This window comes from Bacillus sp. 7894-2, from assembly GCF_002272225.1.
Classification (GTDB): domain Bacteria; phylum Bacillota; class Bacilli; order Bacillales; family Cytobacillaceae; genus Cytobacillus.
Window position 1 is genome coordinate 41,615 of sequence record NZ_NPDG01000019.1, and the last position, 19,576, is coordinate 61,190.

Here is a 19,576-nt window from a genome sequence, read left to right on the forward strand (position 1 = left end):
GATTTTCTGTGCGGAAGGTTGATTTAGCTAAATTGCAAACTAAAAAAACTCCTGAAACAGGAGTCTTACACACTATGACCACTCTGCAGAACCTTCCTGCTGAAATGACGCTTCAGGATCACCCCATAAAGGGAAGCCAATACCTGCTGAAACAGCATGCCAATGACGACAGGAACGGCAACAGGTGCCGGAAAATAAGTGACTGCCAGGACAGAGCCAACACTGATATTCCTCATGCCTCCATTAAATGTAACAGCCACAGTCGTTCCCTGATCGAATTTCAGTACATTTGCGATGATGAAAGAGATCAGGTAGCCCATAAATGCCACACTAAATACAGTGATCCCGATGAGGATCAATTTAAGATTGACCTCCATCAGATACGGTGCAACAACAGCTCCATTCAGCATGACCACAATGGCCATGCCCAGCTTTGAAAAAGGAGATAGACGGCTGCTTAAGAATGCAGCGCTTTTTCCTGCAAATTGATTGAAAAGCATACCCAGAAAAGAAGGCAGAACAATCATGCCAAATAACCCGGTCATCATCGGCACGGCATCGATCTGTACAGATTTCTGGAAAAATACAGACAATGTCAGCGGAACAATAAAGGGTGACAGAAAGGTATCTACCAGAATAATAGACAAGGTCAGCGGGATATTCCCGCGATATATCGAAACCCATATAAAGCTTGATATGCCAGTCGGAATGGCCATAGCCAATACCAGCCCGGTAATAGTTAAAGAATCATTTCCGAACGCAAGTGTACCGGTGCTCCATGCAAAGAGAGGCATTAAAATATGAAGTAAAAACAAAATGAGAAAAAGCGGCTTTGGATGATGAATGATTTCTTTTAAACTGCTAAAACTCGAGTTCAGACTGCCTGAAAACGTCATAAATGCAAAAACCCAAGGAATGATAAAGGCAAAATCCTTCATATAACCTGCGAGCATAACACCAAGAACCACGCTTATTGGAGTAATCAATGGCATCATTTTCTCCAGCTGTTTATTAATTTGAATCAGCACACTGAGTACTCTCCTTTTCCGAATATATCTTTACCTGACTAACTATTTTATCATAATTAGGCTGGCTATAGATCAAAAATGAAAAAGAGCCAAAATCGGCTCTTTTAGGTCAGCCATTCTTTACACAAAGGACAATCGGCCTGCTTGATTCTGCTGGATGAACTGATGAGTCAAGGTAACAATCTCTTCTTTATCATGGTCCAAGGATGCCACATGATAGGAGTTATAGAGCGATATAGCATTCTTTTTGGCGGAACCAATCTTTTGCAAAATAAAATCTGTACACTCTGCAGGCACAACATGATCTTCTACCGATTTAAAACCTAATACAGGTGCTTTAATGTCAGGCAATAAGTCAGGTGTTCTATCCATGATCTTCTGCAATTCGAAGATGGATGGGACCGGAACTTTCCCATACGTTATTTCCTCTACACCCTCTTTTTTTATATCAGGTGCGCCTTCATCTATATAACTGGGATTTGTTTTCCCTTTTAAATTTTCATAACACGGAACCCGAAGAGCGGCATTTATTAGTACTATACCTGCAATTTCCGGATAATTATTAGCCAGCCAAAGTGTCAGCGCCCCACCCATCGATTGACCTGCGGCATAGACGGATGTGCATTTTTCTTTTAAAAATTGATAACCCTTTTCGGCTTCAGCAAACCAATCCTCATGAGTGGTCTTTTCCATATCTTTATAATGTGTGCCATGCCCTTTAAGCCTTGGAGCAAAGACTGTATAGCCAAGCTTGGCAAATGACTCCCCCAAAAACCGGACACTCTGGGGAGTTCCAAGAAAACCATGTGTGATCAGGATCCCGATCTCATTGCCTTCATAATAGAATGATTCTGCACCGTCCAAAACAGGATAACGTTCATTCATCAAACTGTTCCTCCCTCAGAATTAATTATTCACATTATATAACCAACTATTCCGACCTGTCAACTTGTATTTAAACAAAATAAGACCGCCCAATAAATATATGGAGCGGTTAAACTAAAGAAAGTATTAACACAAAGACAAAGATAGCGTAACATACACCAAAGACAATAGCCCTCACATTAGATTTACGCGAGTACCCTGTGAAGTCGGCAGGTGATTGAGCTCCATCCACCTTCCTACTGTGAATGACCATACTGATATTGATCATCACTAAAATCGCGATTGTCAGAAAAAAAGTAAACTCCGGCTCCATATTCAGAATTTCCCCTGACTCATAATGTAAGTACGCATTGAGAAAAAATATGCAGCTGACAAGAAGAGTCCAAATACTCCCCACAGCCCGCTGCTTACTCCATTCATTACCCATCTTTTCTTTCTCATAGATGGCAATTTGCTCGGTGACTGAAAGAATAGATTTGGTAGAATTGCGTCTTACCCATCCCACAATGGATTGAATCAGAGTTGCTATACCAATGAAAAAAAACATTTGGAAAAAAGTAATATCTATTAATATATGTGAAATGTAAAAAGCGGTTAAGAAGAATAGGACAGTGCCATTTGAAAACAGGAGCTGTTTAATTCTCAGAGTCTTAATTTCAGAATTAGTCATGATCCGGCCTCCCTGTGCCATGAAAATAGTGTAAAAGTTCCATCGGTTACAAAAGATTCGTAAGTGGCAAAAATCCTCCTAATAATTTCTAGAATAGTATTATTCTACAACTAACCAGATGAGGATGCCACCCCCGAAAAAAAACGGCCGCACTTTTATGTGCAGCCGTTTTTCTAAATAATATTGGTTGTGTCCACTATTTCCAGTTTGTATAACAGGCTATCTCCTGTCCTGCTATTTCCGCTTCTCCTTCAGGATAATCCCCGTACTGCCAGTCCTCCATCACTTGAAATCACTTCGCCTGTAATGGCACGGGATTGATCAGAAGCAAGCAATAGATACGCTCCGACATGGTCTTCACTAGTCATGGCTATCCGAAGGGGATTCCGGGATTTAATGCTGTTCGCTTTCGTATCCTGATCGACTGCTTTCACAAACGGCTTAAGCGGGCCAATGACATGAAGTGCTGTTAGAGTGCCGCCCGGTGCCACCGCATTCACCCTGATATCCGGGGCTAATTCAAAGGCAAGCTGGCGCATGAAGCCGATTTGCGCATGCTTGCTTGCTGTATACCAGACTCCGCCCCCGTCCGGGTAAAAGCCGGCTCCGGAAACCGTGAAAATCATATTTCCATTTGTTTTTTTCAGTTCTTCTGCAGAAGCTTTTGCACCATTAAAATAGCCTTTTACATTAATTTCAAATAACAGGTCATAGGCAGCTGACATAGCCTCTGGTGATACTTCACGAAATTTGGCAAATCCGTCGAATACACCTGCATTGGCCACGAACACATCCAATTTTCCCGTCTCTTCCACACAAGCTTCAACGGCGTGTATGTGATCCTCAAATTCCGTGACGTCTCCTTCGATGCATAGAACACGATCGCCGAATGCCTGTTTCAATTGCTCAAGGCCAGCAGCTGACTTATCCAGCACCGTTACAAAGGCTCCTTCCTGTATAAAACTCTCTGTAACAGCCTTGCCGATGCCAGAGGCGCCCCCGGTCAAATAGACTGATTTTCCGCTAAGCAGTGCCATACTGGATGCTCCTCCTTATACAAAAATAGCAAGATTTCTGGTATTGAGTGTCGTCTGATCGACAATGAAAACCCTCTTGGATAATTTCCAGACGCCATCTTCATATATAAACTCATCACGCCGTTCTCCTGAAATCAGGTCATGATGGATGTCTGTACTGCGGCTGCGATAGATTAGAAGATAACTATTTACAGATGCTTTTTCATTCGGCACATAGTCTGTCAGTTTGACATTGCTTACATAGCGGCGGGTGCGGGAAGGCGGAATTTCCGCCCAGGCATAATCCGTTTTTAACCGTTCGACTCGGAGGCTCAGCAACTCTATATCATCATTAAAAGAAAACATATCTTCCGCATAATCCGGCCTTTCAGTGCCTTCTTTATTGACGCGTACAGGCATTTGATAACTCAGAGATGAATGCATAAGGCTGAACCAGCCATCAAAATCGATATGATCAAGCAGCTCAGCTTCTCTGTAGAGCCATTGTTCAAATTCATAGGTTGCGAGCATTTTCTCTAAACTCATTCTGTATTCCCCCATTTCCAGACATCGTTCCAGTTTACTTAAGCGTTCATGAGATCAAGCCAGTAGCGATAGAAGTTCCTTTGATTTGCTTCAGAAAATTTATCATCGTAGACAACACCAGGACCGATGAAACCATTGACCGGTTCACGGTGCATCCCCATCGTATAATTGTAAACAAGTTCTTTCATAACAGGCATTGGTCCTGATGCAGCAGCGGTTATGTCAGTAAATACTTCTGTATCATCCTGCTCAAATATGCCTGAAGGGCTGAACGTTAAAATGAATGAATCCCTTGAACGTTTCTTCCAGTCCTCTGCTGCATTTTTCTCTACGAGGAACCAGGCGATCACTTCCATTTTATCAGGCCCAATTGGCCTCCACATCCGAACGGTGGTATTCGAAATCAGCTGCCCTTTTACCTTTGTATGCGAAATGAGGAAGCTCAGGTTCGGAAAGATGTTTCCAATCATATTTTTCAAATTGGCCAGCACATCATATTGTTCATCTGTTAAATTGGATTGATATTCAGATTTCAGCTCTTCTGGGAATGCGAAGTCGGGATTGGGCGTACCAAGATTTAGACCATGTCCGTTTAGTGTGTGGATTTGGTATCCTTTTTTTGAGTAAGTGGCATTAGGCACCATTCCTAATTTTGCAATGGAGCCATGCGTAACCATTGTGTGGTAGGAATCGCCGACAAAGTTATCGGCTCCTATCTTCCAGTTTGAATGGATGATAAATCTTTGCGGAGGGCCGACGACTTCCATTTCAGCTCGTCCGGCTAAAATGTCCAAATACCATTTGAAATCTCCGAGGAAATCTGAAAGAGACTCTGCTTCTTCATTCCACGTTCCAAAAATAAGGCCTTTATACGATTCAATCCTTACTTTGTGCAACCCCAATTTGGACTTATCCAGATCAGTGCCATAGATATCCTTCTGCAGAGGGACTCCAATCAGATCACCATTGTTTTTAAAATTAAAGCCGTGATAAGGACAGACAAATGAAGATTTATTACCTTTGTCAGCTCGGCACAACTTCATCCCGCGGTGTGTGCACATATTGTAAAAGCCGCGGATTTCATCCTCTGAATCTCTTGTAATAATAATCGAGTACCCTGCTAAATCTCTTAATATGTAATCATTTTTATTCGGGATTTCTGATTCATGGCCAATAAAAATCCAGGTTTTCATAAACACCTTTTTATGCTCTATATCGTAAATCTTTGGATCTGCGAGGATAAAGGCAGGAATGGATCCAGCCTCAGGCTGGACAGTTTCGTTTAAGTAGCCGATTGCTTCTGTTTGGGTCATTTCTTCTAAGTTCTTAGTTGTCGTTTTAATCATATGTAAATTCCCCCTTCGTCTTTAAATAAGCTGGATCAAACAGCGGGGAAAAGAATGAATTCTCTTCCCGCTATAACACCTGGCTCACGTCATCCAACCCGGATCATCTCATCCCTGTTCTTTAAGGAAGCAAGGATACTCAGAGCTGCCAGGTAGCTTGTCTTTGGGTTATTAGGCATCGGGTCATTTTCTACTTGAAGCGACAGCTTCCCGAAAGAGCCTGCAGCCTCAATCGTATGGCTATTTTTCTTTACTGCTGGATCGGATATGATTTTAACTCCGGTATTTTCAGCACCTAAACCAGCGAGTGACAAGATAATAGAAACATTGATATTCTTAGGGAATAATTTAATGGCTTCAGCCGCTGAACCCTCAAAAAGCACATTTTCCCGATCAAGAGGGGCACCAGGCAGGGCATGAGGAGGCTTCCTCGTGATAATGGAGACAGAATCCAGCTCGCCAACCGATTTTGCTGCCTTTAAAACATCCAGTCCGCCGATTGCCCCTGATGGCAGGTGGATTTTCGTATTATTTAGGATGCAGATTTCTTCAAGACATTTATAAAATTCCTTGTCCGCCAACGCCCCGACACTGCTGACAACCAGATCTTTTCCAGAAAGCAAAATGGAAGCGGCATACTCTTCTACGGCTTCAACCGTTGCAGCTTCTATAACGAGGTCTGCATCGGATTTTATAAGGGATTGCACGTCTGCGTAAATTTCCGTATCAAATTCATCCGATAGTTCCTTTGCCTGATCCTGGCAGCGGGTAAAAAGGCCAATAATTTTCGCATCAGGTATCAAGCAGTCTTTATTTATGCTTTGCAGCAGGAACCTGCCTATATTCCCGCCTCCTATTAAGGCTAATTTCATTTCGGTACCCTCCTAATTGGCAAAACCATAGGAATCTGCAAAAAACTCCAGGCCGCAATGCCGCGTTTCACGTGAAAGTCCGCTTTCCTTCAGGCCAGGGAAGTCGAGATGAAGATCCTGGAAAACGGTATGGTTATTATGGAAAACGGCACCGGCCTCTAACCGGTCTGCAAATTCAATTGCTTTCGATTCATTTTCTGTCCAAACAGACGCCCTTAAACCAAATTCACTGTCATTTGCAAGGCTGATGACTTCCTCATCCTCGTTAAATGGAAGAATCGGAATGACAGGACCAAACTGTTCAGCCCGAACGATTTCACTTTTCTGATCCACATCCGTGATGATCGCAGGCAGTATGAAGTAGCCTTTATCCCAGGACTCTGGATCAAGCTGGATCCCTCCTGTGATAACTGTGGCTCCTGATTTTCTGGCGCGTTCGATCAGGCCGTTCACATATTCGTACTGTGCCTTATTGTTCAATGGCCCCATCTCGGCATCAGGCTGAATGCCGTTCCCAACCTTAATATGCTGAAATTCTTTTCTAAGCTTTTCTGTCAGCTCCGCGTATCGTGATTCATGTACATAAATCCTTTTTATGGCTGAGCATACCTGGCCTGCTGCCCGAAGAATACCGAAACGCAGGCGTTTGATAGCGCTTTCATCAAGAATTACATCTTCCAGAATGATAGCCGCATCATTCCCGCCAAGCTCCATGTACACATTTTTCACTGTGCCTGAAGCAGCCCGCATGATTTCTTTCCCAGTCTCAGTGCTTCCGACAAATGCAATTGTGCGGATGCGCGGATCTGAACAAAGCTTATTGCCGATGACCCCTCCTGAACCCGTTACAACATTAATGACTCCTTCAGGTAAATAAGTTGCTACTATTTTGAGGAATGACATGATCGTCAGCGGACAGCTCGTCGCCGGCTTTACAACGACTGTGTTTCCCGCAAGGACTGCCGGTATAACCCGCTTAAACGTAAGGATCATCGGTGAGTTCCATGGTGAGATCACCGCTGTTACCCCACGGGGACGCTTGCGGATTTGAACCTTCTGGGAACCGGGAATGGATTCTGGCTTCCACCATTCCAGCAGCTCATCCGCAGCTTCCTTCATAATATCAACACAGCGGAGAAGGTCTTTTTTCGCTTCCACCAGCACCTTTCCATTTTCCCGGATCAGCAAAGTTACGTTCTCTTCGATACTCGCTTTAATCTCGTCTGCAGCGAGCTTCATCCGGTTTGCCCGGTCCTCAACTTCACTTCCCGACCAGGTTTCAAAAGCCTTTGCTGCTGCTGTAATGGCCAAATCAACGTGCTCTTCCGTGCATAAAGCTACTTCACCAACGACTTCCTGATGATCAGCTGGATTGATAACACTTGTCTTTTTTTCACCCTGGATCCACTCTCCGGCTACCAAATATTTTCCTGAAACAAATGGATACGTCGTAATCACCACAAATCACTCCCTTACAACTTTTTCGGTTTGAACGCTTCTGCCGCGCCAGGAGGCCCACCAAATGGTTTTGCCATTGGCCCGACCGCTTCCATATCCACTACGATCATGGTTGGTTTACTCCTGCCGATTGCCTTATCCAGCTCGGATGAGAATTCTTCCGGAGAACCAATTTTCGCTGCAGCAAATCCCATGGACTTGGCCAGCATAACGAAATCAGGACTTACTAGATCCACTGCTACCTGCCGTCCATAGGCGGCATCCTGAATATTACGGAGAACTCCGTATCCTGAATCATCAAACAGGATAACGATTAATGGAAGGCTTTCCTGAACAGCAGTGGCCATTTCTCCAACATTGACCATGAAGCCGCCATCGCCAGCTAATAAAACAACTTGCCAATCCTTACATCCCATTTGTGCTCCGATTGCAGTTGGCAGCCCCTGCCCAATCCCTCCGCCTGAAGCATGAATGGATGTGCGAGGTTCATAGATTTCAAATAACCGGCTGCCCCAAACATTTGCCTGTACAGTAACGTCACGCACCAATACAGTATCCCGCGGAAGCAATTTCCGCATAACATCTGCTATTTTTTCATATGGTCCAAGAGTGGCTCTCAGCTGAAGACGCAGTTCCTTTCTTACTGAAAGCACTTCTTCCAAATATTCATCAGAAGGTGCCAATGATTCGTTAGCCAATTCATCATTTAATTTTCTCAAAATTAGCTTAGCATCACCTGCCAGCCCTATGGCGGCAGCATAATTTCGGTTCATTGCCAGAAGGTCGGCATCAATGCTGATATGATTTTCAGGAACTTCGATTTTCCAGTTGGAGGTCTCATTCCCTCTAAACCTGACTCCAATGCTGATCAGCAGATCCGATTTCTTTACTAAGTCTTTTGTTAATTCAAACGCTGCAAAGTGGCCAATACATTGAGGGTGATCCTCAGGGATGCTGCCCTTGCCTGATTGGCTCGTAATAACGGCTGCCCCGATTCTTTCCGCAAGCTCCCGTAATTCTTTGGAAGCACCGGAGTTAATGACGCCTCCCCCTGCCCAAATTACCGGGCGGCGCGCCTGCATGACTTTGGTTACAGCCTCTTTCGGAAGATACGGTATGGAGCTGTTTTCCTGAACTGAAATATTCACTTCTTCCAATGAATAATCCGGTATAATTGCAGATTGGAAATCGATTGGGATTTCAAGTGAAACAGGGCCTGAAGGTGCAGCAATGGCTTCCTTAATCGCCTGCCTGATAACCGCTGCAGCTTGTTCAGGTCTTCTTAGTCTCATTGCTTTTTTGCATGAGCCCTCCATGATCGAAAGCTGGTCTTTACACTCGTGAATATAGCCTCTGCCAGTTCCCAGATAAGGTGATGCTACCTCTCCTGTTAAATGAAGGACCGGTACTCCAGCTGCCCATGACTCAATCAGTGAACCAGCTGCGTTTCCTGCGCCAGTTCCCGTACTCGTGATGACCACTCCCAATTTTCCTGTCGCCCGTGCATAACCATCTGCCATATTTGCCGCACCGCTCTCCCCACGCGAGCAAACCAGATGTATACTTCCATCACGAAGGATGGCATCATAAATCGGCATATTATGAATGCTTACAATCCCAAATGCCACCTCAACACCAGCACGGACGAGTTCCTTCACAACTGCATCTGCAGCTGTAAATTCCATTTGCTCATTTGCTTTTAGCGGTGCAATTTCCAATTGTTCCTGTTGGCTCATCCTGATCATTCCTGCCTTTGCTTAAAATTAAAGCGCTTTCCCAAGCGCTCCAGCTGTTTCAATGGTGGATCCTGAAACATAACTCGCCTGCTTTGAGGCTAAAAAGAGAATGACACTTGCTACTTCTTCTGCTTCTCCAACCCGGCCCAGCGGAATCTTCCGTTTAGCTGCAAGATCCTTATAATATTCCTCGGCATCCATATCAGGTGCGTTTTTCAATCGTCTGCGTTCCCACTGGTCAGTACGGATTAATCCAAGACTTACGGAGTTGACCAGGATATTATCTGATGCAAGCTCTTGGGAAAGCGTTTTACTTAAGTTTAAAAGCCCTGCCCTTGTGGCGGCCGTAGCGACCATGTGTCTTTCAGGTTCCTTTGCAAGCGTCGCATTAATATTGATGATCCTTCCGCCTCCGCGCTTCACTAAATAAGGATGAACAGCACGTACCGCATGGATAATGGCAAAATATTTTAACTGAATCTGCTCCTGCCATTGCTCATCCGTAATATCGAAGAAATGGCCCATAACGCTTTGACCTGCTGCATTAACTAAAATATCAATTCCCTGAAATTGGGATGCTGCAGAATCAACAAACCGGGTAACGTCTCCCTTATTTGTTACATCACAAGTGGAAGCAAAGATCGACTCCCGGGATCCGAACAGCAATAAATGGTTGAAAGCACTATTCTTCCTCTCTTCATTTCTGCCGCATACCGCTACATTTGCACCTTCCTGCAGGAACATTTCTGCTGTTTTGAGTCCTACTCCCGAAGTTCCGCCCATTATAACTGCTGTTTTTCCTTTTAAACCAAAGTCCATCACGATACCCCTTTCAAATAGTGCATTAGGTTAATGCATTCACGTTAGCCCATCCTGGATCAGGCTTTCCGCCCATCGCTGCACGCGCTTCAGGTTTAGGAGGTCCGGCAATTCCCCATTGATCCATCAGGTGCGGCACCCGTTTCCATACACGAGCCACCCATTCTTCCTCATCTTCAATGGTTTCAAGATAACAAGTGTATTCCATGACAAATTTGGCAGGATCCTGGAAGTAACAGAAAATGTTATTTCCCGGTCCATGGCGTCCTGGTCCCCAAAGCTCCTGATATCCTGCTTTTCGGACGTTTGAAATCCCCCGCATGACTTCGTCCACCATATCTACCTCATAGGCAATATGATTGACCGATGCATGCTGGTCCTGGTTAAAGGCCAGCGAGTGATGCTTCTTGTTACAGCGCAGGAAAGACATCTGGTGCTCGCTCCAATCAGTAACCTTGAAGCCTAATATATTTGTATAAAAGTCTGTAATCATATCCAGGTCCGCCGTATTCATGACAACATGATTCAGCTTCACCGGATCCACATTTTTCTTATTCCAGATTGTTGTATGCATTTCCACCCATGCTGACAGCTCAATGCACCGGTTTTCCGGATCAGCAAATCGAAGGCCATACCCTTTGCCTTCTTCATCTAAATAGCCCGGCGGTGAAATAATCGGAACACCTTTTGAAGCAAGAATCTCCGCAGCCCTGTCAACGGAACTCTTATCAACCATTCCAAATGCAATATGGTGAAGCCCCGCTTTTTCGCCCCGTCTTAAATTTAAAATATGATTCTCTGAACCAGCACCCCTGAAATAGACAGAATCCCCATCGGCGGATACCTTATCCAAACCCCAAATCTTCTCGTAAAACTCAGCCTGTTCCTCAAGGACTGGGGTAATGAGGCTAATGTGCCGCAAGTGTGTAATACCTAACATCCTGGCACCTCCAAAATTATTATGTATATATTACTGATGCTGTTTGGCACAGTTTATTAATGGAACCGGGATGATCCGGCCATTTTTTGCTAGCGTACCATCCCGGATATACTCTTTAGAATGCTAGATTGCTGAAAGACTATTATTTTCCGTTGATAATAGCTTCTCTTTCTTTCGCACGCTGAATGCGCAGCTCCTCAAGAGCACTTCCCTTCGGATATGTAGGAAGATTAGGTTTTACGGCACCAAGCATAACCAGCATTAGCGCTTCTTCATCGCCATCATTGTGAATGCCGCGGTACACTCCCGGAGGGGAACTGATGCAGTCACGCTCATTCAGACGAATTTCATGTACCTCTTCCTTGCCTTCTTCCTGTATGAGAGCTTTAACACTCCCTTTAAGAATAAAGAAAACTTCTTCAACATCATCGTGAAGATGAAGCGGTCCTACACATCCAGCTGGAAGCACCATTGTGCTGAGTGTGAAATGCTCCGCTGCAATCACATTTGAATCATTATTTGCTGTAGCTCCGCGGCCGATATATCTCATTTGTGCCCTTTTGTACTTTGGATCAATTTCTTCCTGAAACTTAAGAACATTCCAATCTAATGATCGATCTTCCAGCCTTGCTACATATTTTTTTTCAAAAGCCTGCACGTCAAATTTTTCTGCTGACATCCTTATATCACTCCTAATCTTCTTTAGTGTTTTATATACAAAACAATGTTTTACTTACAGTGTAATAATAAATCTCAATATTTATTATGTCAATTAAAAATATTGAGAAAAATTAAATTATTAAAACCATGTTTTAAATGCAAAACTTTTATACGATTACTTTTCGATTTGGCGGAAGTTGCTCTATCCGAAGCTCTGCTGCCTCTTTTTTGACTGTGAATGTATAAGCGATGAAACCTAAGCTTGCTGCAATGATTAACATAACGATAGATGGGCCGAAATCACCGCCTGAAAGGTCTCTCATCCATCCCATAATATAGCTCGAAAAGCCGCCTAAAATATTAGTGAATCCCATAAGGCCAGCAGCACGACCTGCTGTTTCCGGGGTCGAAAATTTTACGATAAATAAATTGCTTAAATGGAAGACCCCCCCTTGAGTTCCCATCGCCAGTCCCATACAAACACCAGCCATAACCGGATTGGGTGCAAAAATAGCTGCCGTTAAAAAAATTGCCGTTAAACTGAACAGAATCGTGGCCAGCAGGCTTGGCCGTCTTGTTTTGTCTGCCAAAAAACCGCAGGATAGCACAAACCCCAGAGCAAACAGCCAGGATAAAGAGGTAATCCCCGTCATTGCTTCTCTTGTGAAACCTTTTGCCTCAACGAGATAAGTAGGCAGCCAAATGCTGATGCCGAAAAACAAAAACGATGCCATTAACATCCCAAACCAAACGATCCAATAGCGATAGTCCTGTGCAAAGTTTTTCTTTGGTTTTACAGTGCCATCAGATTTGCGGATATACGCAAGCTCTTCCTTATCAATTGCATAATGTTCTTCAGGAGTATCCCTGGTAAGAAACCAAAACATTGGAATAACAATAAATAGATTAAAACCAGCCAGGAAGAAAAACGCAGCTTCCCAATGGAAGGTAGCAAGCACTAAAGTCAATATAACTACACCACAAGCAGGTCCGAAATAATTGCCTGCAAGCCAGGTAGATTGTGCACGGCCAAGTTCCCGCTGGTTAAACCAATTCGAAATGAACTTCCCGCAGACCGGAATCATCATCCCTTCACCGAATCCAAGGATCACCCTGCTGACTAAAAACATCTCATAAGAAGTAGCCAAACCGCCTGCAATCATGGTGGCAGTCCAAATTAACAGCCCAAATACAGCCGTTTTCCGAGGACCTGCTTTATCAATAACAAAGCCCCAGAAAATATTTGAAATGGCGTAAGAGATTGTAAAGATAAACGTTATTAAGCCGATTTTGGCATTTTTGTCTTCCCCTGTAAGACCCAAATCACTAAGAAAGCCAGGATCTGTCTGAATAATAGAAATACCCAATTTATCGATTTGTCCAAAGAACCAGAAGAAGAAAATAGGCACTGCAATATAAAGCCATCTTTTGTTCCCTTTTAGCATATGCGTTCCCCTTTTCAATCAATCTTGTAAACGTTTTCAATTGCTGGCGAATCCTAAAATATTATACTTCATAAGAAAAATTTTTTAGATAGTATTTTCCCCTCCTTTCAATAATTTATGTTTCGTATATAAAACAATGTTTACCACTTATCAATAGTGTAAAGTTTTTCGAAAATTGAGTCAATAAATATTTTAAATTTGTTTTACTTTAAAAAATATGTTTTATATGCAAAACAAAAAAGCTTGCAGCATGTGCAAGCTTTTCAACGTTGTTTCTATGATTTTTAATGGTATCCCATATAGCCTGATAGTTTATTAGAAACCTCCAGCACCTTCGGCAGCGCTACTTGCTCAATAAACTCATCATGGAATGTGGTTTCGGTTGCAACAACATTAATAGCCGCCATAACACTGCCGGTTTTATCGAATATCGGTGCCGCTACTGATTGGATACCATGATGAAGCTCCCCTTTGGTAATGGAGTAACCATGTCCCTTGATTGTGTTGATTTCATTCTGAAAGTCAGCCATGGAGGTTTTGGTCCGATCCGTATAAGGCTTCAATTCCGAGCCGTAGAATAGCTGATTCAGCTTTTCCTGCGGCTGATAGGCAAGCAGCAATTTGCCATTGGCTGTGGCGTGAGCCGGAAGCCTCAATCCGATATTGACATTTATTGCAGACACGCCTCTAACTGGAGCACTTCCAACATAGACCACCTCACTCCCATCGAGAATGGATAAATGGCAGGAAGCCCCTGTTTCATCTCTTAATGTTTCCAAATAAGGCTGGGCAATTTCAGGAAGTTTCAATGTACTTAAATATGAAAAGCCTAACTCTAATACTTGTGGCGTCAAACTATATCTCTTTGTGCTTTCGTCCTGGTCAAGATAACCAAGCGATTGAAGAGTATACAATAATCGATACGGCACTGTTCGGCTAACATTCAATTCTTTTGCAATTTCAACGAGTGAAAGAGTAGGACGCTCTCCACTGAATAGTTTTAAGATTTCCAGCCCCCGCACAAGTGCATTGGCATTATACCGTTCTTTCTCCTCTTTAGCCATGACTGTCACCTCCTATTTTTTTTACTAACATATTAACAAAACTGGATAAGAAACAGGAAATATTACCTATTATTATTTTTCAACTAATTCTTCCTTTTGGTAGCAGCCCTGCAAGAAATTCAGTATTATGGAATTAAAATAGGCAGGATCCTCCTGATAGCATAAATGCCCTGTTTTCGGGATCGTTTTAAGTATAGAATTAGGGATATACTGATGGAAAATTTCTGATTCGCTGACAGGAGTCACCTTATCCAACGCCCCGCAAATAATAAGGACAGGAACCGCAATGGAAGGCAAAATGTCCATTTGATCTAAATTTGACAGTGAATAAGCCACAGAGCGATAACCTGCTGGCCTTACCTGGGACATAATACGCTCCGCTTCCTTTTTAACTTCTGGATTGGGATTTGGTGCAAGAAGTTCTTTAACTCTTAATTGAGCCAATTCCATTGGACTCAATGTTTCAATATTATGTAAGCGGTTCTTCAGTTTTCTTTCATTTTCTTCATGACTCTGTCCTGCTGCGCCTCGAGTGGCATCGGCAATGATCAGCCTGTTCACCATATCTGGATAACGGCTGCAGAAATCAAGAGCAATGGCTGATCCCATTGAATGACCTAATAGATTGACAGATTTATAATTTAAACCTTCAATAAAGTCTTTCAAAACATCAGCAAATTGGCTGAAATGTGTAAATTCTACTTTAGGATCCGAGCTCTTTCCGTAACCAGGGGCATCCCATGCGATAACAGTAAAGTCCTTACTCAGCTCTTCCAGCTGCTTTTTCCAGGATTGCGAATTGTTTCCCAGCCCATGCAGAATAACAAGTGGCTCCCCGTTTCCCTTAACCTCATAATGAATCATGAAATCTTTCACATTAACAAATGCCATCTTTTAACCTCCACATATGTTCGTTTTGTAAGTAAAACATCGTTTTGGTTACCCTAATCATAAATCATATTTGGCAATAGTCAACTGAATAGTCAAAATATATTAAATCCTATTAAATCTTTACCACCGTTAACAAGCTGCTGACTCAACCTAAAAAGTGTAAATGCCTGCCAGCAAATTAAACCCTATTAAATCTAAATATATGAATGTAAACAAAGATATTCTCCAGGTTGACAAAGCTTTATGTTAACCATAAAATAAAACCAGTTAACCTATTAATCTGAATTGGAGAGTTATTATGAAAGTTAAAGAGATGACATACGTGGCTTTATTTGCAGCAGTAATGGGAGCACTCGGTCTTGTTCCACCAATCATGCTATCTTTTACACCCGTTCCGATTACCTTACAGACACTTGGTGTCCTTTTAGCCGGTGGTATTTTAGGTGCCAGACTGGGCGGAATCAGCATGGCTGTGTTTTTACTGCTGGTTGCAGCCGGTGCTCCATTATTATCGGGCGGCCGCGGCGGCATAGGGGTTTTCTTTGGTCCAAGCGCCGGCTATTTAATTTCCTACCCGGTAACAGCCTTTTTTATCGGCTACTTACTTTCACACTTCAAAACTTTAAAGTTAATGAATATCCTTCTCATAAACTTGACTGTCGGAATATTCCTAATCTATCTGTTTGGTATTCCGGTACAGGCCTTTATGATGAATATTCCTCTGGCAGAAGCTATTAAATTAAGCCTTGTTTATATCCCTGGAGATGTATTGAAAGCAACTCTTGCTTCATTCCTTGTATACAGACTGCTTAAGCACCCGATTATCAATAAGCAATTTTCTAAATCTCTGGAGACACTTTAAAGTGTCTCCTTTTCCATAAGGAGAGGAACACCCTTGACGAATATTACAGCCAACATTAAAAAATTCGCTGAAGAATCTCCCGGCAAATCCGCAATCGTTACGACAGTCGGATCTTTAAATTATAAAGAATGGAACACTCTCCTATGCAAAACCGCCAATTGGCTAAAGTCTTTCTCGTTTGATAATAAGACAGCGGGATTTCTTCTGCCAAATGGGATCCCATTTTTGCAATTATTCACCGGGGCCGCCATGGCTGGATGGACAGCTGTTCCCTACGACTTAAAATGGAAGGCCGAGGAACTTAATGAGCGGATCGGGATATCGCCCCCTTCTATCGTTATCACGGTTAAGGAATATTATAATCAGATTGCCCAGATGCACCCTTACGTTATCATTTTGGAGGATGCACTGGAGTACATAAACCGTCAAAGCTCTTCATTTCACATCGATACAGAAGGAAATAATCCATTTTATATGGGATTCACTTCCGGTACGACCGGCAGTCCAAAGGCATTTATCCGCTCCCATACATCCTGGGCTGCCAGCTTCAAGGTTAATGAGCATGATTTTAAAATGAATGAAAAGGAACATGTCCTGATTCCAGGAGCACTCATTCACTCTCATTTTTTGTATGGCGCGGTTAGTACCCTTTGTACAGGCGGAACAGTTTACCTGCTTGATAAATTCCATGCAGCCATGACCCTCTTTTGTATGGAGGAGCAGCCAATCACTGCACTTTATACGGTTCCGACAATGGTGTCAGCTATATTAAAAGAAAAGAGAATCCTAGAGAAGCCGGTCAAAATTATTTCTTCAGGTGCAAAATGGGACGAAACATCAAAACAAGAAATCAGCAAAATGTTTCCTAAGCTTTCGATGATTGAGTTTTATGGAGCCAGTGAGTTAAGTTATATCACCTTTCATGGGAATGAGCAGAAGGCAGAATCAGTCGGTAGGCCTTGTCATGGTGTTGAAATCGAAATCAAAGGAACAAAGGGTGAAAAGCTAACTCCCTATGAAATCGGTAAAATTTATGTAAGGAGCGACCTTATTTTCGACGGGTACCTATTAAATGACGCCATACATACCATCCAGGATCAAGATGGATGGGCAACTGTTGATGATATGGGCTATGTTGATGAAGAAGGATATCTATATATCAGCGGGCGGGAGAAGAACATGATTTTATATGGTGCCATTAATATCTTCCCGGAAGAAATCGAAAAAGTGATTAGCCAGCATCCTGCTGTCGAGGAGGCTGTTGTAATTGGTCTGAAAGATCCATACTGGGGCGAAATTGCAGTGGCTGTCATCAAAGGCAATACAGATGCCCTTGTGTTAAAACGCCTATGCAAAAATCATCTGGCATCCTATAAAGTGCCGCGCAAATGGATCTTCATAGAAAAAATGCCTTACACAGCAGGCGGGAAAATCGCCAGAGCCCAACTGAAGGATTTTATCGAAAGAAAGGTGATCAGCCATTAAGAGAGCCGTGATTGTACAAGCAAAAAGAACGCCAATTGGAAAAGTAAATGGCATGCTGAAGGACTGCGAGCCTTATGAACTTGCTGCCCCGCTGCTGAAATATCTGGCAGGAGACCTGGAAGAAAAAATTGATGATGTCATTTTAGGCAATGTTGTGGGACCCGGCGGCAATATTGCCCGCTTGTCTGCATTGGAAGCAGGACTCCCTCTGTCCGTCCCGGGCTTGACCCTGGACAGGCAATGCAGTGCCGGTCTCGAGGCCATTCGGTTGGCATGCTTTCTAATCCAGGGCGGAGCTGGTACTTGTTATATAGCGGGAGGTACGGAAAGTGCCAGCACCTCCCCATTTTCCAAAAGGGCCCGCTTCTCCCCAGACAAAGTTGGTGACCCGGATATGGGTACTGCTGCGGAAAATGTTGCCGAAAAGCACGACATAACAAGAGAAGCTCAGGATGCCTATGCTAAATTAAGCTATGAACGGAGCTGGAGGGCTTTTGAAAATGGAATCCTGGCAGACGAGCTGCTTCCCTTTGGAAGCCTTTCACAGGATGAAGAGTTTTTCAAAAAGAGAAAAATGGATACTCTTTTAAAACGAGCCAAGCCAATATTTAAAAAGGATGGCACTGTAACAGCAGCCAACAGCTGCGGCATCCATGACGGGGCAGCTGCTGTTTTGGTGATGGAGGAAGAAACAGCAATTAAAAATGGATACAAACCCATTCTCCGTTTTGCCGATAGTGCCGTTGCTGGTGTACACCCAAACTATCCGGGATTTGCACCTGTTCCAGCCATTCAGGCAATCCTGGAAAGAAATTATTTAACCATTGACGATATTGATTTAATCGAAATTAATGAAGCTTTCGCTTCCAAAATTGCAGCATGCGCCCATGAGCTATCAATCCCCTATGAAAAACTGAATGTTAATGGAGGGGCTCTTACCATTGGCCACCCTTATGGAGCTTCAGGTGCTGTGATGATTTCAAAATTATTTTATGATGTCCAAAGAAGACCTTCTTCCAAATATGTATTAGCTGCCATTGGAAGTGGAGGCGGCGTTGGCGTTGCTATTTTGTTTGAGACAGTTTAATGGAAGTTTGAAGGATAGCCTGGAGAAGTATAATTCCAGGTTATTTTTCTGCTTGAAATTAGACAGAAACCGACCCAATAGCACAAAATTATCAACTGCTAGCAGATTGATAGTCGACAAATATCAACTGATATCACAATGTTATCCATGCATTTTCTCTTTTTTTGCAAAATATGCAGCTTATTCAGCTGCCTGAAGGATCACATAAGCGCCAAGAACCGCACCAATGAATTCCAGCCAGCCTCCTGCAGCCAGCAGAACTCTTTTTTGGATGCTCGTTTCATCTTCTATAAGAATTCCTATAGCGTCCAGAATGGCCGAGATGGAAATTAAAGAGTAGCCCAGCGTTTTGAGATTCCTAAGCATATTGTTTTCTTCATTTCCAACTCCCGAAGCTTCCAATGCGGCTCCCATGGATTGAATGGTACTGCCCAGCGAATTGAATCCCGATACAGAAACAGAGGGATTCTGAATTTCAATATTGTTTGCAGCCGAGTTAATGGAATTCCCGCCTGCCTGCGTAAAGCTCCCAATAATTCCATATAAATTAGCTGGTTCACTTCCTTCAGCCAAGCTTATCCTGCCAAACCCCTGCAGGCTATTGCCAACAGCCTGGACACCGTTACCGTCCCGTATTAATATTTTGTTCACATTGCTTTCGTCCGGCTTCATGGTTTCGCCAATCGCTGAAATAAATGTGCCCGTAACCAAGAAATAAGCTCCGATCGTTAATAAGTCATCGCCCTCCAGATACATGATTACCCCT

The 19,576-nt window shown here is 43.2% G+C and carries 19 protein-coding genes; 3 read left to right on the forward strand and 16 right to left on the reverse strand.

Translation table 11 applies throughout. The annotated features are described in order from the left end of the window. Positions 1-65 precede the first annotated feature (65 nt). The 15 genes from CHI10_RS04045 to CHI10_RS04115 all read right to left on the reverse strand — a co-directional run bounded on the left by CHI10_RS04045 (position 66) and on the right by CHI10_RS04115 (position 15,376). Positions 66-1,028: a bile acid:sodium symporter family protein gene (locus CHI10_RS04045; protein WP_095243047.1), complete on the reverse strand. Its 963-nt coding sequence runs from the start codon at positions 1,026-1,028 to the stop codon at positions 66-68. A 120-nt stretch (positions 1,029-1,148) separates the two neighbouring features. Continuing rightward, positions 1,149-1,913, reverse strand: coding sequence for an alpha/beta hydrolase (locus tag CHI10_RS04050; protein WP_095243048.1), 765 nt, complete (start codon positions 1,911-1,913; stop codon positions 1,149-1,151). 109 nt (positions 1,914-2,022) lie between these two features. Then, the gene (locus CHI10_RS04055; RefSeq protein ID WP_095243049.1) at positions 2,023-2,583 is read right to left on the reverse strand and encodes a hypothetical protein; all 561 of its coding nucleotides are present in this window, start codon (positions 2,581-2,583) and stop codon (positions 2,023-2,025) included. A gap of 251 nt (positions 2,584-2,834) precedes the next feature. Next, entirely contained in the window at positions 2,835-3,620 is a 786-nt protein-coding gene (locus CHI10_RS04060) for an SDR family NAD(P)-dependent oxidoreductase (RefSeq protein ID WP_095243050.1), read from the reverse strand. A 15-nt stretch (positions 3,621-3,635) separates the two neighbouring features. Then, the gene (locus tag CHI10_RS04065; RefSeq protein WP_095243051.1) at positions 3,636-4,145 is read right to left on the reverse strand and encodes an aromatic-ring-hydroxylating dioxygenase subunit beta; all 510 of its coding nucleotides are present in this window, start codon (positions 4,143-4,145) and stop codon (positions 3,636-3,638) included. A gap of 38 nt (positions 4,146-4,183) precedes the next feature. Continuing rightward, on the reverse strand, positions 4,184-5,491 hold the full coding sequence (locus CHI10_RS04070) for an aromatic ring-hydroxylating dioxygenase subunit alpha (protein WP_095243052.1): 1,308 nt from the start codon (positions 5,489-5,491) through the stop codon (positions 4,184-4,186). Positions 5,492-5,580: 89 nt separating this feature from the next. Beyond that, on the reverse strand, positions 5,581-6,363 hold the full coding sequence (gene nadX, locus CHI10_RS04075; protein WP_095243053.1) for an aspartate dehydrogenase: 783 nt from the start codon (positions 6,361-6,363) through the stop codon (positions 5,581-5,583). A 12-nt stretch (positions 6,364-6,375) separates the two neighbouring features. Next, on the reverse strand, positions 6,376-7,821 hold the full coding sequence (locus CHI10_RS04080; protein WP_095243054.1) for an aldehyde dehydrogenase family protein: 1,446 nt from the start codon (positions 7,819-7,821) through the stop codon (positions 6,376-6,378). 14 nt (positions 7,822-7,835) lie between these two features. Continuing rightward, positions 7,836-9,557, reverse strand: coding sequence for a thiamine pyrophosphate-binding protein (locus tag CHI10_RS04085; RefSeq protein WP_095243055.1), 1,722 nt, complete (start codon positions 9,555-9,557; stop codon positions 7,836-7,838). 27 nt (positions 9,558-9,584) lie between these two features. Further along, positions 9,585-10,376, reverse strand: coding sequence for an SDR family oxidoreductase (locus CHI10_RS04090; protein WP_095243056.1), 792 nt, complete (start codon positions 10,374-10,376; stop codon positions 9,585-9,587). Between the two features lie 25 nt (positions 10,377-10,401). Next, positions 10,402-11,316 carry a VOC family protein gene (locus tag CHI10_RS04095; protein WP_095243057.1) on the reverse strand — a complete coding sequence of 305 codons (915 nt, stop codon included), beginning with the start codon at positions 11,314-11,316 and terminating at the stop codon, positions 10,402-10,404. A 142-nt stretch (positions 11,317-11,458) separates the two neighbouring features. Further along, entirely contained in the window at positions 11,459-11,995 is a 537-nt protein-coding gene (locus tag CHI10_RS04100) for a cupin domain-containing protein (protein WP_095243058.1), read from the reverse strand. A gap of 148 nt (positions 11,996-12,143) precedes the next feature. Next, positions 12,144-13,421 (reverse strand): MFS transporter, encoded by a 1,278-nt coding sequence (locus CHI10_RS04105; RefSeq protein ID WP_095243059.1) that lies wholly within the window; start codon positions 13,419-13,421, stop codon positions 12,144-12,146. A 284-nt stretch (positions 13,422-13,705) separates the two neighbouring features. Further along, positions 13,706-14,485: an IclR family transcriptional regulator gene (locus CHI10_RS04110; protein WP_095243060.1), complete on the reverse strand. Its 780-nt coding sequence runs from the start codon at positions 14,483-14,485 to the stop codon at positions 13,706-13,708. Between the two features lie 72 nt (positions 14,486-14,557). Next, on the reverse strand, positions 14,558-15,376 hold the full coding sequence (locus CHI10_RS04115; protein WP_095243061.1) for an alpha/beta fold hydrolase: 819 nt from the start codon (positions 15,374-15,376) through the stop codon (positions 14,558-14,560). A 298-nt stretch (positions 15,377-15,674) separates the two neighbouring features. On the opposite strand from CHI10_RS04115, the gene CHI10_RS04120 reads away from it, so the two are divergent. From CHI10_RS04120 to CHI10_RS04130, 3 genes are read left to right on the forward strand one after another with little or no spacing between them, the layout of a single operon-like run. Next, positions 15,675-16,238, forward strand: coding sequence for a biotin transporter BioY (locus CHI10_RS04120; RefSeq protein ID WP_076257922.1), 564 nt, complete (start codon positions 15,675-15,677; stop codon positions 16,236-16,238). Between the two features lie 33 nt (positions 16,239-16,271). Next, a complete protein-coding gene (locus CHI10_RS04125; RefSeq protein WP_095243062.1) occupies positions 16,272-17,723 on the forward strand; it encodes an AMP-binding protein in 1,452 nt (483 codons plus the stop codon). Then, positions 17,719-18,810 carry an acetyl-CoA C-acyltransferase gene (locus CHI10_RS04130; RefSeq protein ID WP_179288952.1) on the forward strand — a complete coding sequence of 364 codons (1,092 nt, stop codon included), beginning with the start codon at positions 17,719-17,721 and terminating at the stop codon, positions 18,808-18,810. Before CHI10_RS04125 ends, CHI10_RS04130 begins: the two co-directional genes overlap by 5 nt. A 180-nt stretch (positions 18,811-18,990) precedes the next feature. Here the strand turns inward: CHI10_RS04130 and CHI10_RS04135 are convergent, their stop codons facing one another. Next, the gene (locus CHI10_RS04135) at positions 18,991-19,566 is read right to left on the reverse strand and encodes a DUF6944 family repetitive protein (RefSeq protein ID WP_095243064.1); all 576 of its coding nucleotides are present in this window, start codon (positions 19,564-19,566) and stop codon (positions 18,991-18,993) included. Positions 19,567-19,576: the final 10 nt, after the last annotated feature.

Coding starts and splice junctions, on each gene's coding strand:
- CHI10_RS04055 (WP_095243049.1), bottom strand. CDS start 2,583: ATGACTAATTCTGAAATTAAGACTCTGAGAATTAAACAGCTCCTGTTT.
- CHI10_RS04050 (WP_095243048.1), bottom strand. CDS start 1,913: ATGAATGAACGTTATCCTGTTTTGGACGGTGCAGAATCATTCTATTAT.
- CHI10_RS04070 (WP_095243052.1), bottom strand. CDS start 5,491: ATGATTAAAACGACAACTAAGAACTTAGAAGAAATGACCCAAACAGAA.
- CHI10_RS04060 (WP_095243050.1), bottom strand. CDS start 3,620: ATGGCACTGCTTAGCGGAAAATCAGTCTATTTGACCGGGGGCGCCTCT.
- CHI10_RS04135 (WP_095243064.1), bottom strand. CDS start 19,566: ATGTATCTGGAGGGCGATGACTTATTAACGATCGGAGCTTATTTCTTG.
- CHI10_RS04095 (WP_095243057.1), bottom strand. CDS start 11,316: ATGTTAGGTATTACACACTTGCGGCACATTAGCCTCATTACCCCAGTC.
- CHI10_RS04120 (WP_076257922.1), top strand. CDS start 15,675: ATGAAAGTTAAAGAGATGACATACGTGGCTTTATTTGCAGCAGTAATG.
- CHI10_RS04100 (WP_095243058.1), bottom strand. CDS start 11,995: ATGTCAGCAGAAAAATTTGACGTGCAGGCTTTTGAAAAAAAATATGTA.
- CHI10_RS04090 (WP_095243056.1), bottom strand. CDS start 10,376: ATGGACTTTGGTTTAAAAGGAAAAACAGCAGTTATAATGGGCGGAACT.
- CHI10_RS04105 (WP_095243059.1), bottom strand. CDS start 13,421: ATGCTAAAAGGGAACAAAAGATGGCTTTATATTGCAGTGCCTATTTTC.
- CHI10_RS04085 (WP_095243055.1), bottom strand. CDS start 9,557: ATGAGCCAACAGGAACAATTGGAAATTGCACCGCTAAAAGCAAATGAG.
- CHI10_RS04065 (WP_095243051.1), bottom strand. CDS start 4,145: ATGAGTTTAGAGAAAATGCTCGCAACCTATGAATTTGAACAATGGCTC.
- CHI10_RS04115 (WP_095243061.1), bottom strand. CDS start 15,376: ATGGCATTTGTTAATGTGAAAGATTTCATGATTCATTATGAGGTTAAG.
- CHI10_RS04110 (WP_095243060.1), bottom strand. CDS start 14,485: ATGGCTAAAGAGGAGAAAGAACGGTATAATGCCAATGCACTTGTGCGG.
- nadX (WP_095243053.1), bottom strand. CDS start 6,363: ATGAAATTAGCCTTAATAGGAGGCGGGAATATAGGCAGGTTCCTGCTG.